Genomic DNA, 17,646 nt, shown 5'->3' on the forward strand with positions numbered 1-17,646 from the left:
GTCACCACTCCCTCTTCCCGCGTCCCGATGATGTCCGGTGCGCATCACGGATGAACGCGCACAGCGCATGTCGCAGCTCCACCACCGCTTTATGCCGCTCCCGGTGCAGCCGGTCCGCGCGTATGCCGAGCGCGGCCGCGATTTCGACATCGGTCAATCCTTGGATTTGATGCCGCACCACCTGCTGGCGCAACGAGGACGGCATCGCCTCGATGGTCCGCATCAGCAGGTCTCGCATCGGGTCCAGGTCCCCGACCGCCACCTGCTCTGGTGACGGCGCCGGTGAGGTCGCGGCGGACTCCACGGTGTCTCCCGCCAGCTCCTCTCGCGCCTGCGCCTTCAGCTGGTCACGCGCCAGGTTCCAAGCCGCTTTCCGCAGGTACGCCGTCAGGTTCACCACGTCAGCCAGCAGTCCTTCGGCCGCCCGGGTGACCACGTTGCACACCGCCTGCGCGACGACGTCCTCAGACGCTGCCCACGACAGCTTCCCGCCGGTCTTTCCCCGCAGCACCGCCGGCTCCTCCTTCAGGAACCGCCGCACCTCCGCATCCAGCCGCTGGGCCTGCTCGGAGTAGGCCCACCCGCCGGCGCGACTTCCTTCTTCATCCGGATCCGCCGCGCCCGCTTCCACCGCCGCCAAGGGTGTGTCTGCGCGCGAGCGCGGTGGCGTCTTCGGCATCTCACCCGCTACCACGGCGCGCGCTCCTTCACTGAGGGGCGCGACGGGCTGGCCTCGGGGTCTACCGACACGTCGACCAGGACCAGCCCCCCACCATCGGCGATCGCCACGCGCACCCGGGAGGGCCCTGACACCTCGACGCGCACCGCGAACGAAACCCGCCCCGCCGCGGTCGGGGACGACGCGGACACGTCCTCGTGCGGGGCTTCCAGCGCTGCCGTGCAGGACCTGCGGTCCCGGTACAGCTTCATCAGGGCGGCCACAACGGCAGCCACCGCGCCCACAGCCGGGGGGACCCCGGTCCAGTCGAAGGGCATCTGAAGTCGTTCTCCATCTGCGAGTGGTACGGGCACGGATCGCGCCCACATCACCCAGACAGCCGACCCACCCCACTTCTCCCTCCACCACCCCCTGGATCACTCATTCGAGTGATCCAAAGGAAACGGCTGGACACGGTCGCGCTCTGCATGAAGACGGGCGCGTCCGGACTGCCCGGGGAGATGTGAAGTGGCGTTTCGCTCATGCGGTTCTCCTCACACAGCCCAGGTCTGCTATCCGGTCTGAATCGAGGAACCCGATGCAGTAGGGGAAAGAAGGCGGGTACGAAACCGGCCACGCGTCGCAAAGACCAGGTGGAGATCGCGAACAGCATCGCTTATGTGGAGCTGTGTCGTCAGCGCATCTGCTCCGAGGCGTTCTTGTCCTGATGCTGGTGGCGCGTTGTTTGAATTTTTGCGAGTTTCCGGTGGGTTTTAGTGTAAGTGTGACCGTCACTTTTCGTTCGGTTCGAGGTGTGGCTGGAGGGTGTCACTGCTCTCGCAGGACGGACCGCAGAGCGTAGAGGATCTCTGGCCCGAAGATAGGGTCTTCCCAGCTCTCGAAGAGCGGTTTGGCAGAACGGTCGCGCAGTAGTAGGAGTATTTGGCGTGCGTCGCCGTGGCCGCGGTCGGCGGCTCCTTCGATGAGGTAGCGGAAGTACGCCTGGGGACCGTCGCCGCCGAACAGCCGGTAGCCGCGACGGGATACCAGTGCGGCGCATCGGAACCATGCGCCGGGATGGTGGGCTTTCATCGCCATGGTCAGCCACCCTTCGGCGGGGCGCAGGTCTCCTTGTGACAGGGCCAGGGAGCCGAGGCGGTAGCAGAAGTTCGCATTGCGACGCTCCTGGAGGGTCTCCCCGTTGTCAGGCGATCCCTCGCCCCAGTCGCCATCGGGCCGGTCCCAGTTGTCCCCGGGTTCTTGGCAGTACCTCAGGTGTTCCTTCACAACGCCTATTCCTCTCTATGGTTGGTCAGTGCTGTCTTCACCGTGGTCGCTGCCACTCGCGGGGAGTGCGTCGCCTCAAGGCAAGGCGACCGGTCAAGATCTGTCCTTCCGAGGCGGGGCGTGGTTGGTCTTCAAGGCTGACGGCGACGAGGGCACCGCCGTTGCCGCGCACGACCTGTGGCCAAAGGGGGCCTGGGGTGAAGTGGAGGACGTCGCGGGGGTGGCCGTAGTCCAAGGCCCAGATGCCGTTGATGTCGTAGAGGTATTGGCCGGTGCGCGGGAAGCGGCGTCCGTAGCCGAGTCGCAGCCATGTCGCGATAGCCAGCATCGACGTCCGGACTCCGTCGTTCCGGGCGTGCGCGTGGGGATGGAAAAGGGTCACGACCGGCCGACCGGAGGGGGTGAAGCCAGTGTTGACACAGATGCCGGGAAGGAAGTCTGGATCCGGTGGGCACACCGTCGAAGGGTTCATCGGATGCCCGCCGGACTGACTCCGGCGGACATGGCGGCAATGGGTGCATGACCCGCACCGTGTGGTGCGCCCCCCCGGCCGTCCGCTGGCCGTCCGCCGGTGTCTTCGAACAGCACCGCACTGGTGCCGAGAAAGCGCGGCCATGAGCGGCTTCCCGATCGGCGGCGTCCGCCGACGGGCATGGGGACTGATGCCGGCACGTGATGCTCCTTTGGGGTGAGGGCTTCCGCTGGACGGTGGGGGTGGGGATGTCTGGCGTTCCGCGAAGTGGGGGGTAGTGCCCACACGCGGCTGCCTGGGGGGTCTGCCGCGGCCAAGTGCGGGACAGTGAGAGGGAGCCCCGGCGGGGCGAAGCCCTCTTGGAGGTCTTCGGCGGCCTCGGGCCGGGTTGTACGGCCTCGCAGCAGGCGATGTGGATGTCTCAGAGTTGAGCGCTCTTGGGCACGGAGCAATGGGGGTGGCGGCGGTGGACTTTGGTGCGCCGCGGGGAGCGACTGTCAGCAGTGGCCGCACGTCGATGCACGGGGCGATTCGTGTGTGTGCGTCGGTGGCAGATCGATCCGGCGCGTTCTGTTGCACCGGATACTTTTCACTCGCCGAGACCCACTGCAGGATCCCAGGGTGATGCCACAAAGCTGCGGAGGGCGAGCAGGAGGTCTCAGTCGCGACCGCGTGTGATCGCGAGGGTGCACCACATACCGGCGCCGTCCGGGCTCACGGCCCAGACGTCCGCGATTCGAGAAACCAGGAACAGCCCGCGACCGCCCTCGTCAAAGTCCGCAGCGACCTTGGCGTGGACCTCGCAAAGGTACTTCTGAGTCAGGTGGAGGCGGACGCGTAGCGTCCTACCGGTGCCGTGTCGGAAGGCGTTGGTTACCAGCTCGGACACCAGGAGAACGGCATCGTCCACGTAGTCGCGAAGGCGCCACGCCCCCATGCTGGCGGTGACGATGCGGCGTGCCTGCCCAGGGCGACGCGCGTCCGCATCGAGACGTCCGGTGCGCTTGAAGACAGCCTCCGCCCTTTCGCGGACCGGTAACGGGTTGGGCCGGTGAGGCAAAGCACGTCGCAGTCGAGCGGCGGTGCGGCGATCGACATGGAGCAGTCCTCCGTACGGACGGGAGCGGGCAGGGTTCTGGCACGACAGCCCATTCGGGTCAATGCTGCGGATCGACCTTCACCTGGGGGCCGTTGGCGTTTAGCTTCCTGATGAGGAAACCGTCTTTTGCCGGCTGTGGGGATCCCCGTTCCGCCTGCGAAGCCGCTAACGCTGCTAAAGATCATTTGAGATGGGGGCGGACAGTGCCGCGGATCCGCAACAGCGCCTTGGCCGAGGCCATCAGGGAAGCAGGATGGTCCCAGGAGCAAACGGCCGCCCATGTCCGCATGGTGGCAGCGGAAGCCAATCACGATGACCTGACCCGGGTTGCGCGAACGAACGTCTCGCAGTGGGTCCTCGGGTCACGCCCCGATTCCAAAGTGGCGTCTATCTTGTGTGAGGCGCTCTCCCGACGGCTCGGCCGGGTCGTGACCCCAGCACAGATCGGGATGCCCGGTGCTTTAGACAGCGCACGCGTCCCGCTTTCGGCCTGGGACGTGGCGACAGCGACGGCATTGGCCGATCTGGCACAAGACGGGGGACAAGGTATGGACATGACCCGCCGACAGGTTCTCGCGGACTCGGCGTACTCCGCAGCCGGCTCCGCGCTCCCTCCCGACAGTTGGTGGCGCACAACATTCGAGGAAGCCCGGACCCGCTCTCCCCTCACCCGTCGGACTGTGACTACGGCACACGTAGAGGCACTGCGCGATGCCATGGCCTACTTCTCGCGCCAAGACCAACGCCTGGGAGGCCGCACAGGCCGCTCCGCGCTGACCTCCTTCCTCACCACCGACGTGGCCGCTCTCGTCTCAGCCCGCGTCTCCACCGAGCAGCTGCGCACCGATCTCCTGTCGGCAGCAGCCGAGCTCGTCTATCTCGCGGGCTGGATGGCCTTCGACTCCGGCGACCACGCCATCGCCCAGCGCCACTTCGACATCGCGCTACGCCTTGCCGCCGAAGCGGGCAACGGCCCGCTCGCCGGTCACATCTTGCGCGCCGCCGCCCACCAGGCCGTCGATCTCCACCATCCGGCTCGCGCCTTGGAACTCGCCGAGGGCTCCCTCGCCCAGCGTCGCTACGCCCAGGCCGCCCCCCGCGAGCGCGCACTCCTCGGCGTCGTCCACGCTCGCGCCCTCGCCCTCGCCGGGCAGACGAAGGAAGCCCGAGCAGCTCTCCACCGGTCCGAAAACGACCTCGCACAAGCCGACGGTGCCGAAGCCCCGGCCCGAGTCGGCTTTTTCTCCGAGGCCGCCCTGGCCCACGAAACCGCGGCGGCATTGCGCGACATGGGTGACCTACGCGCAGCAGAAGCCGAATTCCGCCATAGCGTCCGCACCCGCGCCCTTCCCTACGCTCGTACCCACGCCGTGACTCTCGGGTACCTGGGCGCGGTCCAGGTACGGCGAGGATACGTGGACGCCGCCTGCGCAACCTGGAACCAGGCGCTGGACGTTATTGCCTCCGGCATCCAGTCCGGACGTGTCTACGACACCGTCGTCCAAATGCGCCGCTCGCTGTCCCCAGTCCTCACCCGCGGCGGCCAGACAGCTTCTGAGGTTGACTCCCGGGCCCGCGAGCTTCTGAGCGCCGTAGGCTGACGGCACCGATCCGCTGGTACGCGGCCGTGGCATGGTGACCTGTGCGTCGTCAAACTGGAGGTTCAACGCGATCATGACCATGATGTTGCAGATTGAGCAGATCGCCACGGTGGTTGGGGGCCACACGACCGTCGTCGACGATTACCAGGGAGGTGTCGAATCCGTCATCCGCCTCGACGACCGATTTCCGCTTGAGACGCTCCAGGGCCTTGACGCGTTCTCCCATCTGACCGTCCTTTGGTACTTCCACAAGGCGTCGCCGGCTGACGTTCAGCTTCATGCCCGGAGCCCGCGGGGTGACACCCGCTGGCCGGCCACCGGGACGTTCGTGCACCGCAACCACCGACGTCCCAATCAGCTGGCCACGTCCTATCCGCGTCTGCTGAAGGTGGTTGGCCGAGACCTTGTTGTCACGGACCTCGACGCAGTGGATGGGACACCGGTGTACGACATTGCTCCGTACTTCGAACAAATGGGGCCTCGTGGGCAGGTATACCAACCGGCTTGGCCGCGGGAGATGCTTGAGCCCAACTACTGGGCGGCGGCAGCTCGCACCCTTTGAAGGCCGTGTGGGGCGAATGGCGCGACCTCGGATAAAGCTGACGTCAAACCTCCTTAGCAACCCAGCGTTGCGGCAACCGCCTGGCGAGTTCAGACGACGACCTGCTGCGGTTCGCCGCAGGATGGGTTTGCGCCGGTGGCTTCGCCTGCTTTGCGCGGATTCGCCCTTGGGCCTCCGCCCCAGATGTGACGCTGTGGGCACGATGACGCCGCAGGTGCTCAAAAGGCTGTTCTTCTCAGCTTTGGGAAGTGATGTCTCCCGTAGCGTCTTCATTCGGCCTGCCGGCCCTCCATGCCGTGCAGATGCTCGTCGCGGAGGGCTGCGTCTATCGGAGGGTGGTCAGCGCGGCGGCAGTGGCCTGCCGGTTTGTCGTTGCGCTCTGTGCTCAGGCACCGTGGGGGACGGGGCGGGGTGCTTCAGGCTCGGGTGTCGCCTTCGCGGAGGTCGTCGATTCTCGCCTGGACTTCTTCGGGCTTGATGTTGTTGAGCCAGTCGCCTAGGCCGGCGGCCATGGTGAGGGGGTCGATGTCAAAGAGTCTGCCGACGTAGTACATGTCGCGTACCGCGTATTTGATCTGGCCGTCCTGACGCTTGCTGACTTGACTTTTCGACAGGCCGAGGTACCGGCCGAGCTGTTCGTAGGTGATCTCGGCGCGTACTCGCCCGTGTTCCACGGCTTCGATGAACCGTAGCTCCAGGTCCGTTACCGCTTCGCGCCCTGACTGCTTCGACACCCTCTCCATGGCAATCATGGTAGCGGCTGTAAGGAACCTGATTGCCTCCTGGTGGCGCTTGCCCCTCCTTCGTTTTACAACAGGCAACAGAGTTGCTCTCAGGGAAACACAACGGTAGGGTCGCGGTATGAGCGACGGAGACCTCGACGGTACGTCCCAAGCCACCAGGCGCGGTTGTGCCCCCGCCCACTCCTGGCGCTGGTTCTTGATCCGAGCTGCCAGGCACGTGCCGAAGGGCGGCAGGAGCACACCTCAGTGGAAAACGCTGGGTGCCTCCTTTTTCGCGATTCTCCAAGCCGTGGGGCAAGCCGCCAACGAGGACGGCACCAACGCCTTCCTCGGTGTCGAGACGCTCATGGCCGTAGGCCGGTGTAGCAAGGACACCGTTCAGAAAGTGCTTGTGGCGGCGGAAGCCATGTGCTTGCTCCGCAAGACGGCAAACGCTTGCGGCGGACGCCACCCCAAACCCGCAACCTACGCCTGCACATTCCCCCTCGGGGCCGACAGCGCAACGGGTGCAGGCCTTGACTGGGGGCTCGCGCTTTCCGTGTTGTCGAGCTCAGAGCACGACCGCCGGCTACGGCATAAGCGCGCCAAGGCCACCGAGCATCACATGACGCCCTCTGCGCGAGCAGTAAATGACGGCCAGGCTGCGTCACGTGACGCCGCCTGGGAAGCACCGGCTCGCGTTCAGGCGGCGTCACGTGACGAAGTCAAAGAGCGTCACGTGACGACTCAGGAGGAGTCACATGACGCCCCTACCAGGTTTCACCATGGTCTTCACCATGAGGGGGCTGATGTCGTTCAACAACGTCAGGTGGATGACGGAACCCCTGCCGAAGGACCTGGCAACCAAGGGAGCCCAGGCAATGCCTCACACCCTTCCGCCAGCCTCTACGAGCGTCACCTTGCGGCTTGCGATCGCTGTCCCCGAGAGATCTGGTGCCCCGAAGGATCCCGCCTCCGGCGATACCTCGCACAAGAACAGACCCGTAAACGAGCTCGCCACCTCCATGGCAGGGAGACGCCGTGATCCGTTCAGCGGCGGAGATCGACGTCAGGGATCGGGCAAAGCGGCCACACCCGCCGGGGAGGTCGGTAGACCGGTTGCCTCTGCCCTCGGTCTGCTGCACCGGAGATGTGAACTGTTGACGGCATTGGGCCGGGTTGAGCGCGTGTCACCGGCAGGCCCCACACGCGTTGCCGCGGGAGGGTTCAGCTGGCGCTGACGTGCTGGGTGACGGGAGGGTTCTCTGAGAGCACTCGGTGGATGGTGTCCTCGGTGCGGTCGTCCAGGGAGATGTCGTAGGTGCGTGCCATCTGCTGGAGGCGGCCCACCGTCATGCGGACCGCGTAGGTGTTCCCCGCGGTCCACTCGATGTTCAGGAGGTCGCGGTAGAGGAGCTCGGAGGTCTCCTCGACGTCGAGGGCCTGGAGGACGGTGCGGCGGGCGGCGTCGAGGTCGGGGGTGTCGCCGTCGGTGTGCCAGCGGGCGAGGGTGTGGGCGGTGTCGGTGATCCTAGACAGCATTTCCTGGATTACGACGTCGGCCCACGGCGGAGTACGGCCGTCGAACGGCTTGCCGCGCACGAGGGCCATGGCGGCTTCGAGGTCGGCGATTCCGGCCGTCGGCCCTGCGGCGAGGCCACGGGACGCCAACGCCCGGAACTGGGCCCAGTCGGAGGTGACGGACCGATGGAAGGTGTAGCTGCCGTTCTTTGGGCGGGGGAGGAGCGGTTGCCCATCCGGCGTGTCGCCGAATACGGCGCGGATCTCGGAGAGGCGGGAGTGCAGGGTTCGGGTCGACCACGGGTTCACGGGGTCGACCGCCTTGCACAGGTACTCGGCGCTGCGCCCGGGTCGGAGGTGGATAAGGGCGGCGACGGCGGTGGTGCGGGGGGCGTGGGCGGCTCCGGTTCCGCCGGTGATGCGCAAGGGGCCGAGCATGTCGATGCGCACCTCGCCGGTGGTGCTGTCGGAGTCGGCCGGTTCAGGCTGCGATTGCGTGCCGGGTTCCTGGGCGCCTGCCTGGTGGGGGAGTGCGACGGCTCCGTTGGCCCTTGCGGCCGCGGCCGCAGCCTCAACGTCCGGCTGGTCCGCGGAGTCGGCATCGGCGTCCGGGTCATGTGACGTCGAGGTGGCGGGGCCGACGGGGTCGGGGGCGAGTTCGGCAAGGAGCGCCGGGAAGGGATTGCCGGGGTTGTGGGCGTCTTGGCTGGTGACCCGCACGGTCAGGGGCAGGCCCGAGGCGGCCGGCTGCTGGTGGCTTTCGGCGAACTCCCATGCCCCGGCCGCGGGCTCCGGGTCCTGAACGGATACCTGCAAGGTGTGGACATACTGCCGGTATTGCTCGTCGGTGACGCGCTGGAGCGTCACCGGGCTTTCCAGCGGGGCCAGGACGGTGGTCTGGTCGCGGGTGACATCGAGGATCTCGGCGTGGGGGAACGCCCTGCGGGCCGGCGGGGTGGCGGGCAGGACCACGGCGGTCTGGAGGTGGCGGGCGGAAGCGAGAGCGTCGGCGAGTAGGGCGACGTCTTCCTCGCCGTGGTCTGCGGCGCCGATCATCAGCCAGGGCAGAACCTGCTCCCCGGACTGGTGGGCTTCGACGAGGAGTTCACCCAGGTCGGCGGCGACGGCCGATAGGTGGGGCATGGTGCGGATCCGGCCCTGTGGCAGGAGCCCGGACAGGCGGCTGCCGAGTCCGCAGGTCAGGATCTCGACGTAGTCGGTCCACCGGCTCGTGCCCAGCTCCAACGCGAGGGCGCGGCCGACTTCGAGAATCTCTTCGGCGCTGCCGTCCAGCAGCAGGACACGGCAGGTGGTGAGGTCGGCCAACAGGAGGCCGTCATCGTCCGCGCCGAGCGTGACCAGCCCCGGGTACGGGGCGTGGACGTCGGCCAGTTCCCCGGCGGCCGGGAGCACGGCCTGATCGTCCAAGACCCAGGTACGGGTGTCCGGGCCGGCGGTGAACGGGGTGATCGGATCCGCGGGTTCGTCCAACAACAGCATGATGCCGTCGCCTGAGAGCCGCGCCCCGCGCAGCGCGGGCAGGGCCTCCTGGTCGGCGGCGGCGTGGTGCGCGAGGGCGCGCAGCACATGGTCGAGGAGCTCGACGCCCTGCGGCTGGGCGAGTGCGCCCAGGACTTGCTCGATGGTGGTGGGGTCGTCGTCTTGGGCGATGGTCTCACCCGCGCGGCGGGCGCGCTGTTGCAGAATCCGCCGCACGCCGAGCGCCCCGGCGAGAGAGGCGGTCAGTAGCGTGCCGATCCCGGCGATCAGTACCCAGTTGATCCGGTTCGCGGCGGAGACGACATGCGGTGCACCCACCGTGGGCGAGGCTGTGGTCGAGGAGGCCGTCGGGCTGTTCGCGGCCGGCGGGGCGGATGGCTTCGCGGTTTGGGCGGTGGGCGTGCTCGCGGTGGGCGCCTGCTTGGCCGTGGACGGTGAAGGCGTGGCGGGCACCGAGGTGCTTGTCGAGCTCGGGGCCCCGGGGGTTGCGGTCGGGGTGGGGGTGGGTTTCGGGGTCGGCGTCGCCGGCGGGGTGGGTTTGGTGGGCGCGTCCGGTGCCTGGGCGGCGGGTGAGGGGGTCACTGTGGGCGCAGTCGCGACGGGAGGGGTGTGGAGGGTGAGCTGCTGTCCGGGGTAGATCAGGTTCGGGTCGGTGAACGTACCGCCGTCGGGCAGGGGCGTGCCCTTGTTCAGCCCGAAGATCTCCGGGTACCGGTCCACATCGCCGAGCTGCTCGCCGGCGATGGAGGAGAGGCTGTCTCCCTCGCGGACGGTGTACTGCGAGCCGTCGGCCGCGGTGGCGGCGGCCGTGCCGTGCTCGCCCTGGGCGCGGACTCCCGTGCTCGGGGGAGGAGTGGCGTCGGCGGGGAGGGTGAGGGCCCATCCGGGCTGGATGGGCTGGTCGGCACGGAAGACTGTGCCGTCGGTCATGGTGTGGCCCTCGTTGAGGGCGGCGATGTCCGTCCACCGCTCGCCGTCACCCAGGACCTGTTCGGCGATGGACCACAGGCTCTCGGCCGGCCGCACGTCCCGCACGGTGTACTGGGCCGCGTCGGCGCTGTGGTCGGTGGCCGGCGCATGGATGGTGGGGCTGGTGCCCGGGACGGGCGCCGCGCTGACGCTCACCGGTGACACGGGCGCTGGTGAGGCGGTGGCGGGGACGGCAAGAGCGGTCCCGGCGGGCAGCGCCAGGAGCACGGTGCCGACCAGGGCGGCGGCGGCCCGCTGCCCGACCAGTCCCCTGATCTGCGGGGCGGCGCGGCCGCGGAGCTGGGCGGGAATCTCCACCAGGACCGCGCACGCGAACAGCGCCCACCCCGCCCACCCGGCGACGGCCAAGGCCAGCAGGAACACCTGGCCCGAGTCGTCGGTGGACAGCAGCTGCGACAATGCGGCCAGGCCCGGCGGCCCGACGATGGCGCTCGCCCACCACAACAGGACGGGCAGGCCGGCCAGCAGCGCGGCCAAAGCGGTGAGGCTGAGCAGGCCGCGCACCAGCGCGGCCGCACTCTGGGCGCCGGAACGCTGGCGTGGCGGCGGCTTGCGGACGGTGGCGGGTTTCGGCATCGGCTGGGGTCCTTCTTGCTTCGGGCGGGCGGGTGTTATTGGGGCTGGGCGACGCCGTGCAACAGCCGCGCCGATCCGTGTCCGGTGACGTCCATCGATCCGATCCCGGCGATCGCCAGGAACTTCGTCGGGTATATGTCGTGGACGGTGACGGTGAGCTGGGTGCGGTCGGCTGACAGGCTGGCGCTGCCGCGGGTTCCGGCGCGGGCGAGGTATGCCTGCGCCGCAGCCTGTGCGGCATCGGGATCGACCCGGATCGCGCTGCCGGTGACGGCGGCCGCGGGGTCGATGGCCTGTCCGGCGGCGCGGGCGGCCTCCATCGCTACGGAGTCGGCGCGTTCGGTGGCGCGGAGTTTGCCGCTGCCGTCGATGGCCAGGCCGATGATGCCGATGAGCGCGACGGTGACGATCGCGGTGTAGATGGCGATCCCGCCCTCGTCACCGCGCAGCCGACTGCGAACCGGTCCCGGCTCGGGTTCGGCCTCTGTTGTCGTTTCCGGTGCTCGTGCTGGTGGGGGCATGGCCCTATCCCTCCCTGTAGCGGTAGGCGTCAACGACGGAAGCGAAGCGGCTGGTCAGCGTCTTGGACCCGGGGACGCCGGGGAGCAGGAGGTCGGCCATGGTGACAGTGCAGGAGATCGTCACGGTGACGGTGCCGACCTCACCGAGCGGTACGGCCAACCCGGCCGTGTCGACGCGGGTACTGGACGACGCGCAATGGATTCCCTGATCTGCGAGGGAGCGGGCCGCTGCGGCGGCGGCTTCGGCCTGGGCGCCGGATTGGGTACGTGAGATCGATGCGGCGCGAGCCGCGTCCTCGGCGGCGGCGTCGATCTTCGCGCCGGAGGTGACGATCCGCCCGCCGGCAATGGCCATGCACAACAGCATCAGCAGCAGCGGGATCACGATCGCGGCCGCGATCGTCTCGCTGCCCCGGTCGTCGCGGACCAGACCCTTCCACCGCGGCCACCATCGGTTTCGAGGTGTCATGGGGTGGTCCACCGTTCGCGTGGGGCTCCGGCGGACTGGGACACGCTTAGTCCTGACAGGCCGGGGATCAGGGAGGGCGCGGTGCCGGTGACCGCCACCCGGACTTCGGTTGCGCTGGTGCCGGAGGTACTCACCGTGCTCTGAGTGAGGCTGTCGCCAGCGATGCGGCTCAGGGTCTCGTGGGCACGTGCCGCGCCCGCGTCCTCGGGGGCCTGGTAGACGCGGGCGGCGGCCACGCCTTCACGGGCGGCGGTGAGCGCGATGTTCCGGGCGAAGAACCACATGGACGCCTGCACGACCGCGACGGTCACCAGGATGACGAAAGGGAAGACGATTGCCATCTGAATGGACGCCTCGCCCCGGTCTCCCCGGCCTGTCCGCTCTCTCGGGCGTCGGTCCACGGCGGCGGGGACAGCTGCCTGTGGCGCGGGTCCGGCCTGCGCAGTGTCGAACACCGCGCCCTCCCCTCTGTTGTCTGTGCGCTCTTGTGCCGGGCGGGGTTCAGATGCCGGAGAGCTTGCCGTTGTACTTGGTGATGACGATTCCGATGGTCCCGGCGATGGCGAGGGCGCCGGCGACGGCGGCCACCCAGATGATGATGGTGGTGATCGAGATGTCTCCTCGGTCCTGGGAGCTGTGCTCCTTGATGGCCTCCCAGTGGGACTTCGCGGCGAGCGACAGGCGCAGTGCGAGCTTGTTCATCAGGGTTCTCCCTTGCTGCGTGGGTTAGGTGTTGATCATGCGGAGGACGCCGGGGAACGCGATGAGGAGCATGACGAGCACGGCCATGAGCGCGCCGGGGGCGGTCATCTTCTCCGAGTTGGCGTTGGCGTCGGCGGCCTGCGCGGAGAGGAGTTCGGTGCGCAGGTTCCGTGCGCGGGAGCGGAGTGTGGCGTAGACGGAGGCGCCGTCGTCGGCGGACTGCCGCATGATCGCGGCGAGGTCGTCCAGGACGGGCAGGTCCAGTTCGGCGGTGAGGAGTGCCAGGGACTCCCAGTGGGCGATCTTGTCCACGCGGGACTGGGCCAGTGCGCCCTGGATCCGTTGGAAGGCCCAGCCTTGGCCGACTTGGGCGGCCTGTTCCATGGCCTGTTCGGCGGAGACGTTCCCGGCCCGGCGCAGCGCGACGAGGTCGAGGTAGGCGGCCATGGCGTGCGCGAACTCCGCACGCGCCCGCTTCGCCTTGTCCCTGAGCGCGAGATCGGGGGCGAACCACAGGACCAAGGCGGCCAGGATCCCGACGATCGCCGGGAGGTAGAGCGGCACGCCGAGCAGCAGAAGGGGGATCGTGGACAGGGGCGGCAGTAGCAGCCCCGCGCCCGCCAACGCGACCTTCGTCAGCAGGAACCGGCCCGGGGTGGTGCCGGTGAGGGCGAGGTCCTTGTAGGGGATTCGCACGCCCGGCACGTCCGCGAGGCGTTCGACCAGCCATTGCCCCCACCGCTCGTCCCGGTCGGCGCCCGGATCGCCGGAAGCGGCGGCGGGTGGGGCTGCGGGCTGGTTCAGGCGGCGCAGCGCCGGCCCGAGGGCGGGTGCGGGCCGTAGGACCTCGCGGATCAGCAGGGCGGCGCCGCCTCCGATGGCGGCCCCGGACAAGATCGCGGCTACCGGTGTCATGCCGTCACCTCCACGATCTCGACCCCGGCCCCGGTCTCTGTCACGTCCGCGGGCGGGGTCGGCGTGATGGCGCTGCGCGGGTCCGCGACGAGGAAGCGGGGGACCGGCTTGCTGTCGGCGATCTGTCGCATCAGAGCGAGAACCCCGACGAAACCGGCCAACAGAACGGCCAAGACCAACTGCCCGAGCGTGCTGCCGTAGGGGGCGGTGTAGGAGGGGACGAGGAAACCGGCACCGATCACACCCAGGGTGATGATGGTCATCCACCGCATCGTCGTGCGCGGTTTCGCCCGGTCGGCCTCGATCGCCCGCCGGTGCGCGACTTCCTCGTGCACCGACTCGGCGAGATCATCCAGCACCTGGGCGAGACCGGGGCCACGGTCAGCCGCCGACAGCACGAGCGCGGCCACCACCTTGTCGGCCGTCACGTCATCGAGCGCGTCCCCGAACAGCCGCAGCGCGTCGGTGGGCCGCCATCCGACCTGGAGCCGGTCGACCAGGTCGGCGACCTCGCCCGCGATGTCCTCAGGGCACCCCTTGCGGGAAATCTGCAACGCCTCGTCCAGCCCGCGCCCGAGCCTGAGCACGTTGGCCAGACGCTGGGTCCAGTCGCCCAGCGCCTCCAGTTTCCCGATCCGTGTGGTGGCCGACTTCGTCGGCGACAGCAGCCACGGCACCCCGATCACCACCAGGAACACCATCGCGCCGGCGACGAACACCCCGGACACCAGCCACAGCAGCATCCCGGCCAGCGCCCCACCGACCGACCGGGTGCGGCGAGCCATCTTCTGGTCCCGGCTGGCGAGTTCCCGCCCGGCCCTGAGACGGGCTGCTAGGCCGGGCCCCTTCGGCAGGCGGGTGCCGATGATTCCGGCGACCAGCCCCACCAGACCGGCCGTGAGGGCAAGGCCGGCCAGAACCCACATCAGCAAGATGGTCACAGTGCGCCCTCCGTAACGAGCAGCGGCAGCGCCGCATCCCACGCGCCGCTCGGCTGCGAGAGCAGCGAGGCGTCGAAACCGACTCGGCGTAGGTCGTTGACGCAGCGCGGCAGCATGAGAGGCACCGCACGGTGCTCGTCCCACTCCGGACGGGGCCCGAAAATCTGGTTGGTTTCCGGGCGCCCGCCCTCGCCGATCCCGGTGACTTCCAGGACGTGGGAGACGAACCGGTGCCGGTGCCCGCCGATCTTCGTCTCGTCGATCTGCCTGACGAACACGATGAAGTCGAGACCGTTCGCCGCCTGCCGGTAGGCGAGAGCCTCCGACATGTTGGCCTGCGCCAGCAGGTACAACTCCGCGATCCGGTCGAACACGACGGAGGGATGGATGGCGTGCAGGGTGCACAGATTGCCGCCCGCCCCGTTCGTCATCGCCTGGAGCATCGCCACGATCTCCGGGCCGCGGACCTCACCGACCACGATCCGCGTCAGCGTCATACGCAGCGCCCGATACATGAGGTCCATGAGAGAGATCTCGCCAGCGGCCTGGCCTGCGACCATCTCGCCATTGGACTCGCGGGCCTCCATCGGCACGACCTGGCGGTGATAGCCGTTCTCGTGGGCGAACAGCTCGAACTCGGTTTCCAGGGTGGCGAACCGCTCGTCCGGGTCGATCTCCCGCAGCAGCGCGCGCAGCAGCGTGGTCTTGCCCGCCGCCTGCCCGCCGACCACCATGACGTTCTTCTCCGCCCGCACACACGCCCGCAGGAACGCCTCCAAGGTGGTGTCGAGCATGCCCCGCTGCACCAGCTCGGGCAGGTCCGCGTGACGCATGCTGTGCCGGCGAATCGTGACATACGTGCCCGGGGTGACGTCGATGACCGCCTGCAAGCGCGAGCCGTCGGCCAGCCGCAGCGCAAGGAACGGGTCCGCCGTCGACAGACTCCGCTCCGCCTGGCCCGTGGTGCGCCGCGCCAGATCCCGCAGCAGTTCGCGTAGTTCCTCATCCGAATCGGCGACCGGCGCCACTTTGACCCGGCGCCCGTCGGTGAAGTCGAGCCACACGTCGGCGTACCCGTTGATGAAGATGTTCTCCACCAGGACGTTGTCCAGGTGCTGCTGGAGACGGCCGGCCCGGAACTGCAGGTCGAACACGGCCTGGGCGATCGCGGCGTCCTCCGCCGCGCTCGTGGCCACACCACGCTTGACGGCCTCGGCGTCCGACCACACCGCCACCTGCTCATTGATCAGATGACGACCCTGCTGCTCCTGAGCTGCCGCGCTAAGCCCCGGCCGGGCCCGCAACAGGTCGGTCAGCCGCTCCCCGACCTCCTTCTTGATCAGGCGCACCGCCATGTAGTCCACGACGGGCACGGGCGGGGGCGCCACGGGGGCGGCTACTGGCAGGCCCGGAACCGAGGCGCGGGGGTCGACCGGCCCCACCCCACCCGACGCGCCGGGCACCGAAGGGCCGTCGGTGGCCTGGGGCACGCGGTACGGGGTGAGGCCGCGTGGGGCAGCGAGACGGGCTTCCAATGAACCGGTGACCTGAGGGTCGCTGTGCAGGGGGTTAGCGCGCACCGCTCACCACCCGAGCCTGCCCGCCATCGGACGGGGGCGGGGCGAGACGGGAGCGGCGGATCGCCACCAGTTCCTGGACGCGCACCGCGGCGGACCGGGCCGATCGCATCAGCTCTGAGGACTCGAATCGGCGGGGCTGTTCCGCCCCATCCGACAACACGGCCGCTTCTTTGGGCCGCCATGGCAAGACGGCCGTGACCGTGATCCCGAGATGCTTGCGGACCTCCTCCTTGGAGAACGGGCCCTCGTCCACCAGCAGCATGCCCAGCTCGGCGCTGCCATCGAGCTGTTCCCGCAGCGCGGCCAGGCGCACCTGGGCGCTCTGCAATCCCCGGAGTGTGTTGCGGGCGACGAGGAGTACCGCATCGGCCCGCTGGGCCAGCACCGCGGACGCTCCGAACGCACCTCGCCGGCCCAAGTCCACCAGCACGTCGTGGGCGTGCTCCTCGATCCCCGCGAACAGGACCGACAGCGGCCGCCATACCGGCTCCATCGCGGAGGCGTGCGCGGGGTCGTACAGCCCGGGCAGCACCAGCCGGTCACGCGTTCCCGCGTCGGTGACGTCGACCAGCTGACGCCAAAACGCCTCACCCAACTGGCCTTGACGGGCCGCGACTGCCAGATTCCGCAGTCCGCGAGAGTTGTCGAGGGTGCCCTGCAAGGCGCCCGGCAGGATCGCCCCGCCGTCCGTGTCGGCCTCGGCCAGCACCACCCGATGCCCCTCCGGCAGGGGCCAGGTCATCAGCAGCGCCATCGCGGTCGTGGTCACCCCCGGTGCACCGAGTCCGCCCGCCAGCGCGATGACGGCCATCAGCTTCCCTCCTGCGGCGCGAGGATCAGCGCGACGGCGCCGGTCGCCACCTGGGCGGCCAGCGTCGGCCCATTCGCCGCGGGCACCGCCACATCCACCACCACAACCCCCGTCGCGGGGGCGGCCATACCCACCGCGACCACGGTCGCGGCCGAAGTCTTCGGCGCGCCAGCCGGCTCACCCGGCTTCCCCGCGCTCGCTCCCGCCTGCGCCGGGTCCGGCGTCGAGACGATCAGCACCTTCTGCCCCGGAGCCAGCCGGCTCGCCGGAAGCTGCGACGGCTTGAGCGCCACACCCACCAGCTGCTCACCTGCCTTGACCAGTGACACGGACGTGACCTGTCCCGGCGACAGCAGCGACCCCGCCTTCAGCGCGACTGCGGCCCGCTGCCCGACCATGCCCGCCTTCTTCGCCACTGGCACCGCTTTGACCGCCGGATCCAATGCCAGCGACGCCGGAGCCAGATCGGCCTCCGTGATCGCCGCCCCAACGGGCACATCCCGGGCCACCACCAGCACAGCCGAGCGCTGCCCCGAGGCAGTGAACAACAGTGCCCCCGACAGGCCGCCGGCCGCGATCAGCGCGACGGACAGGGCGATCAGCCCGGGACGGCGGCGCCGCTGGCGCACGACCCGGGGCGCAGCCGCCGGTTTATCGCCCGGGCCGCCGGGGCCGGGAATGGCGAGGCGGCCCGGCGCGGGCGGGGTGGTGGTGCTCAC

At 69.2% G+C, this 17,646-nt stretch carries 18 protein-coding genes; 2 read left to right on the forward strand and 16 right to left on the reverse strand.

Annotated features, from left to right (window positions below):
• Position 1: 1 nt before the first annotated feature.
• From E6R62_RS27865 to E6R62_RS27885, 5 genes are all read right to left on the reverse strand, one after another.
• Entirely contained in the window at positions 2–694 is a 693-nt protein-coding gene (locus E6R62_RS27865) for an RNA polymerase sigma factor (protein ID WP_136216241.1), read from the reverse strand.
• Entirely contained in the window at positions 688–996 is a 309-nt protein-coding gene (locus tag E6R62_RS27870; RefSeq protein ID WP_136216242.1) for a hypothetical protein, read from the reverse strand. Before E6R62_RS27870 ends, E6R62_RS27865 begins: the two co-directional genes overlap by 7 nt.
• Before the next feature lie 490 nt (positions 997–1,486).
• The gene (locus tag E6R62_RS27875) at positions 1,487–1,945 is read right to left on the reverse strand and encodes a hypothetical protein (protein ID WP_136216243.1); all 459 of its coding nucleotides are present in this window, start codon (positions 1,943–1,945) and stop codon (positions 1,487–1,489) included.
• Positions 1,946–1,982: 37 nt separating this feature from the next.
• Positions 1,983–2,273: a hypothetical protein gene (locus E6R62_RS27880; RefSeq protein ID WP_136216244.1), complete on the reverse strand. Its 291-nt coding sequence runs from the start codon at positions 2,271–2,273 to the stop codon at positions 1,983–1,985.
• Between the two features lie 802 nt (positions 2,274–3,075).
• Entirely contained in the window at positions 3,076–3,306 is a 231-nt protein-coding gene (locus E6R62_RS27885; protein ID WP_206308862.1) for an ATP-binding protein, read from the reverse strand.
• Positions 3,307–4,196: 890 nt separating this feature from the next.
• On the opposite strand from E6R62_RS27885, the gene E6R62_RS27890 reads away from it, so the two are divergent.
• Positions 4,197–5,117: a Tat pathway signal protein gene (locus tag E6R62_RS27890; protein WP_306432475.1), complete on the forward strand. Its 921-nt coding sequence runs from the start codon at positions 4,197–4,199 to the stop codon at positions 5,115–5,117.
• Between the two features lie 73 nt (positions 5,118–5,190).
• Positions 5,191–5,679 carry an SAM-dependent methyltransferase gene (locus E6R62_RS27895; protein WP_240801949.1) on the forward strand — a complete coding sequence of 163 codons (489 nt, stop codon included), beginning with the start codon at positions 5,191–5,193 and terminating at the stop codon, positions 5,677–5,679.
• A gap of 416 nt (positions 5,680–6,095) precedes the next feature.
• On the opposite strand, the gene E6R62_RS27900 is transcribed toward E6R62_RS27895, so the two are convergent.
• The 11 genes from E6R62_RS27900 to E6R62_RS27950 all read right to left on the reverse strand — a co-directional run bounded on the left by E6R62_RS27900 (position 6,096) and on the right by E6R62_RS27950 (position 17,646).
• The gene (locus E6R62_RS27900; RefSeq protein ID WP_136216246.1) at positions 6,096–6,431 is read right to left on the reverse strand and encodes a hypothetical protein; all 336 of its coding nucleotides are present in this window, start codon (positions 6,429–6,431) and stop codon (positions 6,096–6,098) included.
• A 1,197-nt stretch (positions 6,432–7,628) separates the two neighbouring features.
• Positions 7,629–10,988, reverse strand: coding sequence for a LysM peptidoglycan-binding domain-containing protein (locus tag E6R62_RS27905; RefSeq protein ID WP_136216247.1), 3,360 nt, complete (start codon positions 10,986–10,988; stop codon positions 7,629–7,631).
• A 35-nt stretch (positions 10,989–11,023) separates the two neighbouring features.
• Positions 11,024–11,509 carry a TadE/TadG family type IV pilus assembly protein gene (locus tag E6R62_RS27910; RefSeq protein ID WP_240801950.1) on the reverse strand — a complete coding sequence of 162 codons (486 nt, stop codon included), beginning with the start codon at positions 11,507–11,509 and terminating at the stop codon, positions 11,024–11,026.
• 4 nt (positions 11,510–11,513) lie between these two features.
• Entirely contained in the window at positions 11,514–11,978 is a 465-nt protein-coding gene (locus E6R62_RS27915) for a TadE/TadG family type IV pilus assembly protein (protein WP_136216248.1), read from the reverse strand.
• Complete coding sequence (locus tag E6R62_RS27920; RefSeq protein ID WP_276615665.1) at positions 11,975–12,379, reverse strand: TadE/TadG family type IV pilus assembly protein; 405 nt, start codon at positions 12,377–12,379, stop codon at positions 11,975–11,977. The genes E6R62_RS27915 and E6R62_RS27920 overlap by 4 nt, the downstream gene beginning before the upstream one ends.
• Before the next feature lie 100 nt (positions 12,380–12,479).
• Positions 12,480–12,680, reverse strand: coding sequence for a hypothetical protein (locus E6R62_RS27925; protein WP_136216250.1), 201 nt, complete (start codon positions 12,678–12,680; stop codon positions 12,480–12,482).
• A gap of 24 nt (positions 12,681–12,704) precedes the next feature.
• Positions 12,705–13,595: a type II secretion system F family protein gene (locus E6R62_RS27930; protein ID WP_136216251.1), complete on the reverse strand. Its 891-nt coding sequence runs from the start codon at positions 13,593–13,595 to the stop codon at positions 12,705–12,707.
• On the reverse strand, positions 13,592–14,536 hold the full coding sequence (locus E6R62_RS27935; protein ID WP_136216252.1) for a type II secretion system F family protein: 945 nt from the start codon (positions 14,534–14,536) through the stop codon (positions 13,592–13,594). Before E6R62_RS27935 ends, E6R62_RS27930 begins: the two co-directional genes overlap by 4 nt.
• The gene (locus E6R62_RS27940; RefSeq protein WP_168714206.1) at positions 14,533–15,891 is read right to left on the reverse strand and encodes a CpaF family protein; all 1,359 of its coding nucleotides are present in this window, start codon (positions 15,889–15,891) and stop codon (positions 14,533–14,535) included. The genes E6R62_RS27935 and E6R62_RS27940 overlap by 4 nt, the downstream gene beginning before the upstream one ends.
• Before the next feature lie 214 nt (positions 15,892–16,105).
• The gene (locus tag E6R62_RS27945; RefSeq protein WP_136216254.1) at positions 16,106–16,927 is read right to left on the reverse strand and encodes a hypothetical protein; all 822 of its coding nucleotides are present in this window, start codon (positions 16,925–16,927) and stop codon (positions 16,106–16,108) included.
• On the reverse strand, positions 16,927–17,646 hold the full coding sequence (locus tag E6R62_RS27950) for an SAF domain-containing protein (protein WP_306432476.1): 720 nt from the start codon (positions 17,644–17,646) through the stop codon (positions 16,927–16,929). Before E6R62_RS27950 ends, E6R62_RS27945 begins: the two co-directional genes overlap by 1 nt.

The organism is Streptomyces sp. A1136 (genome assembly GCF_004795055.1).
Lineage (GTDB): Bacteria > Actinomycetota > Actinomycetes > Streptomycetales > Streptomycetaceae > Streptomyces.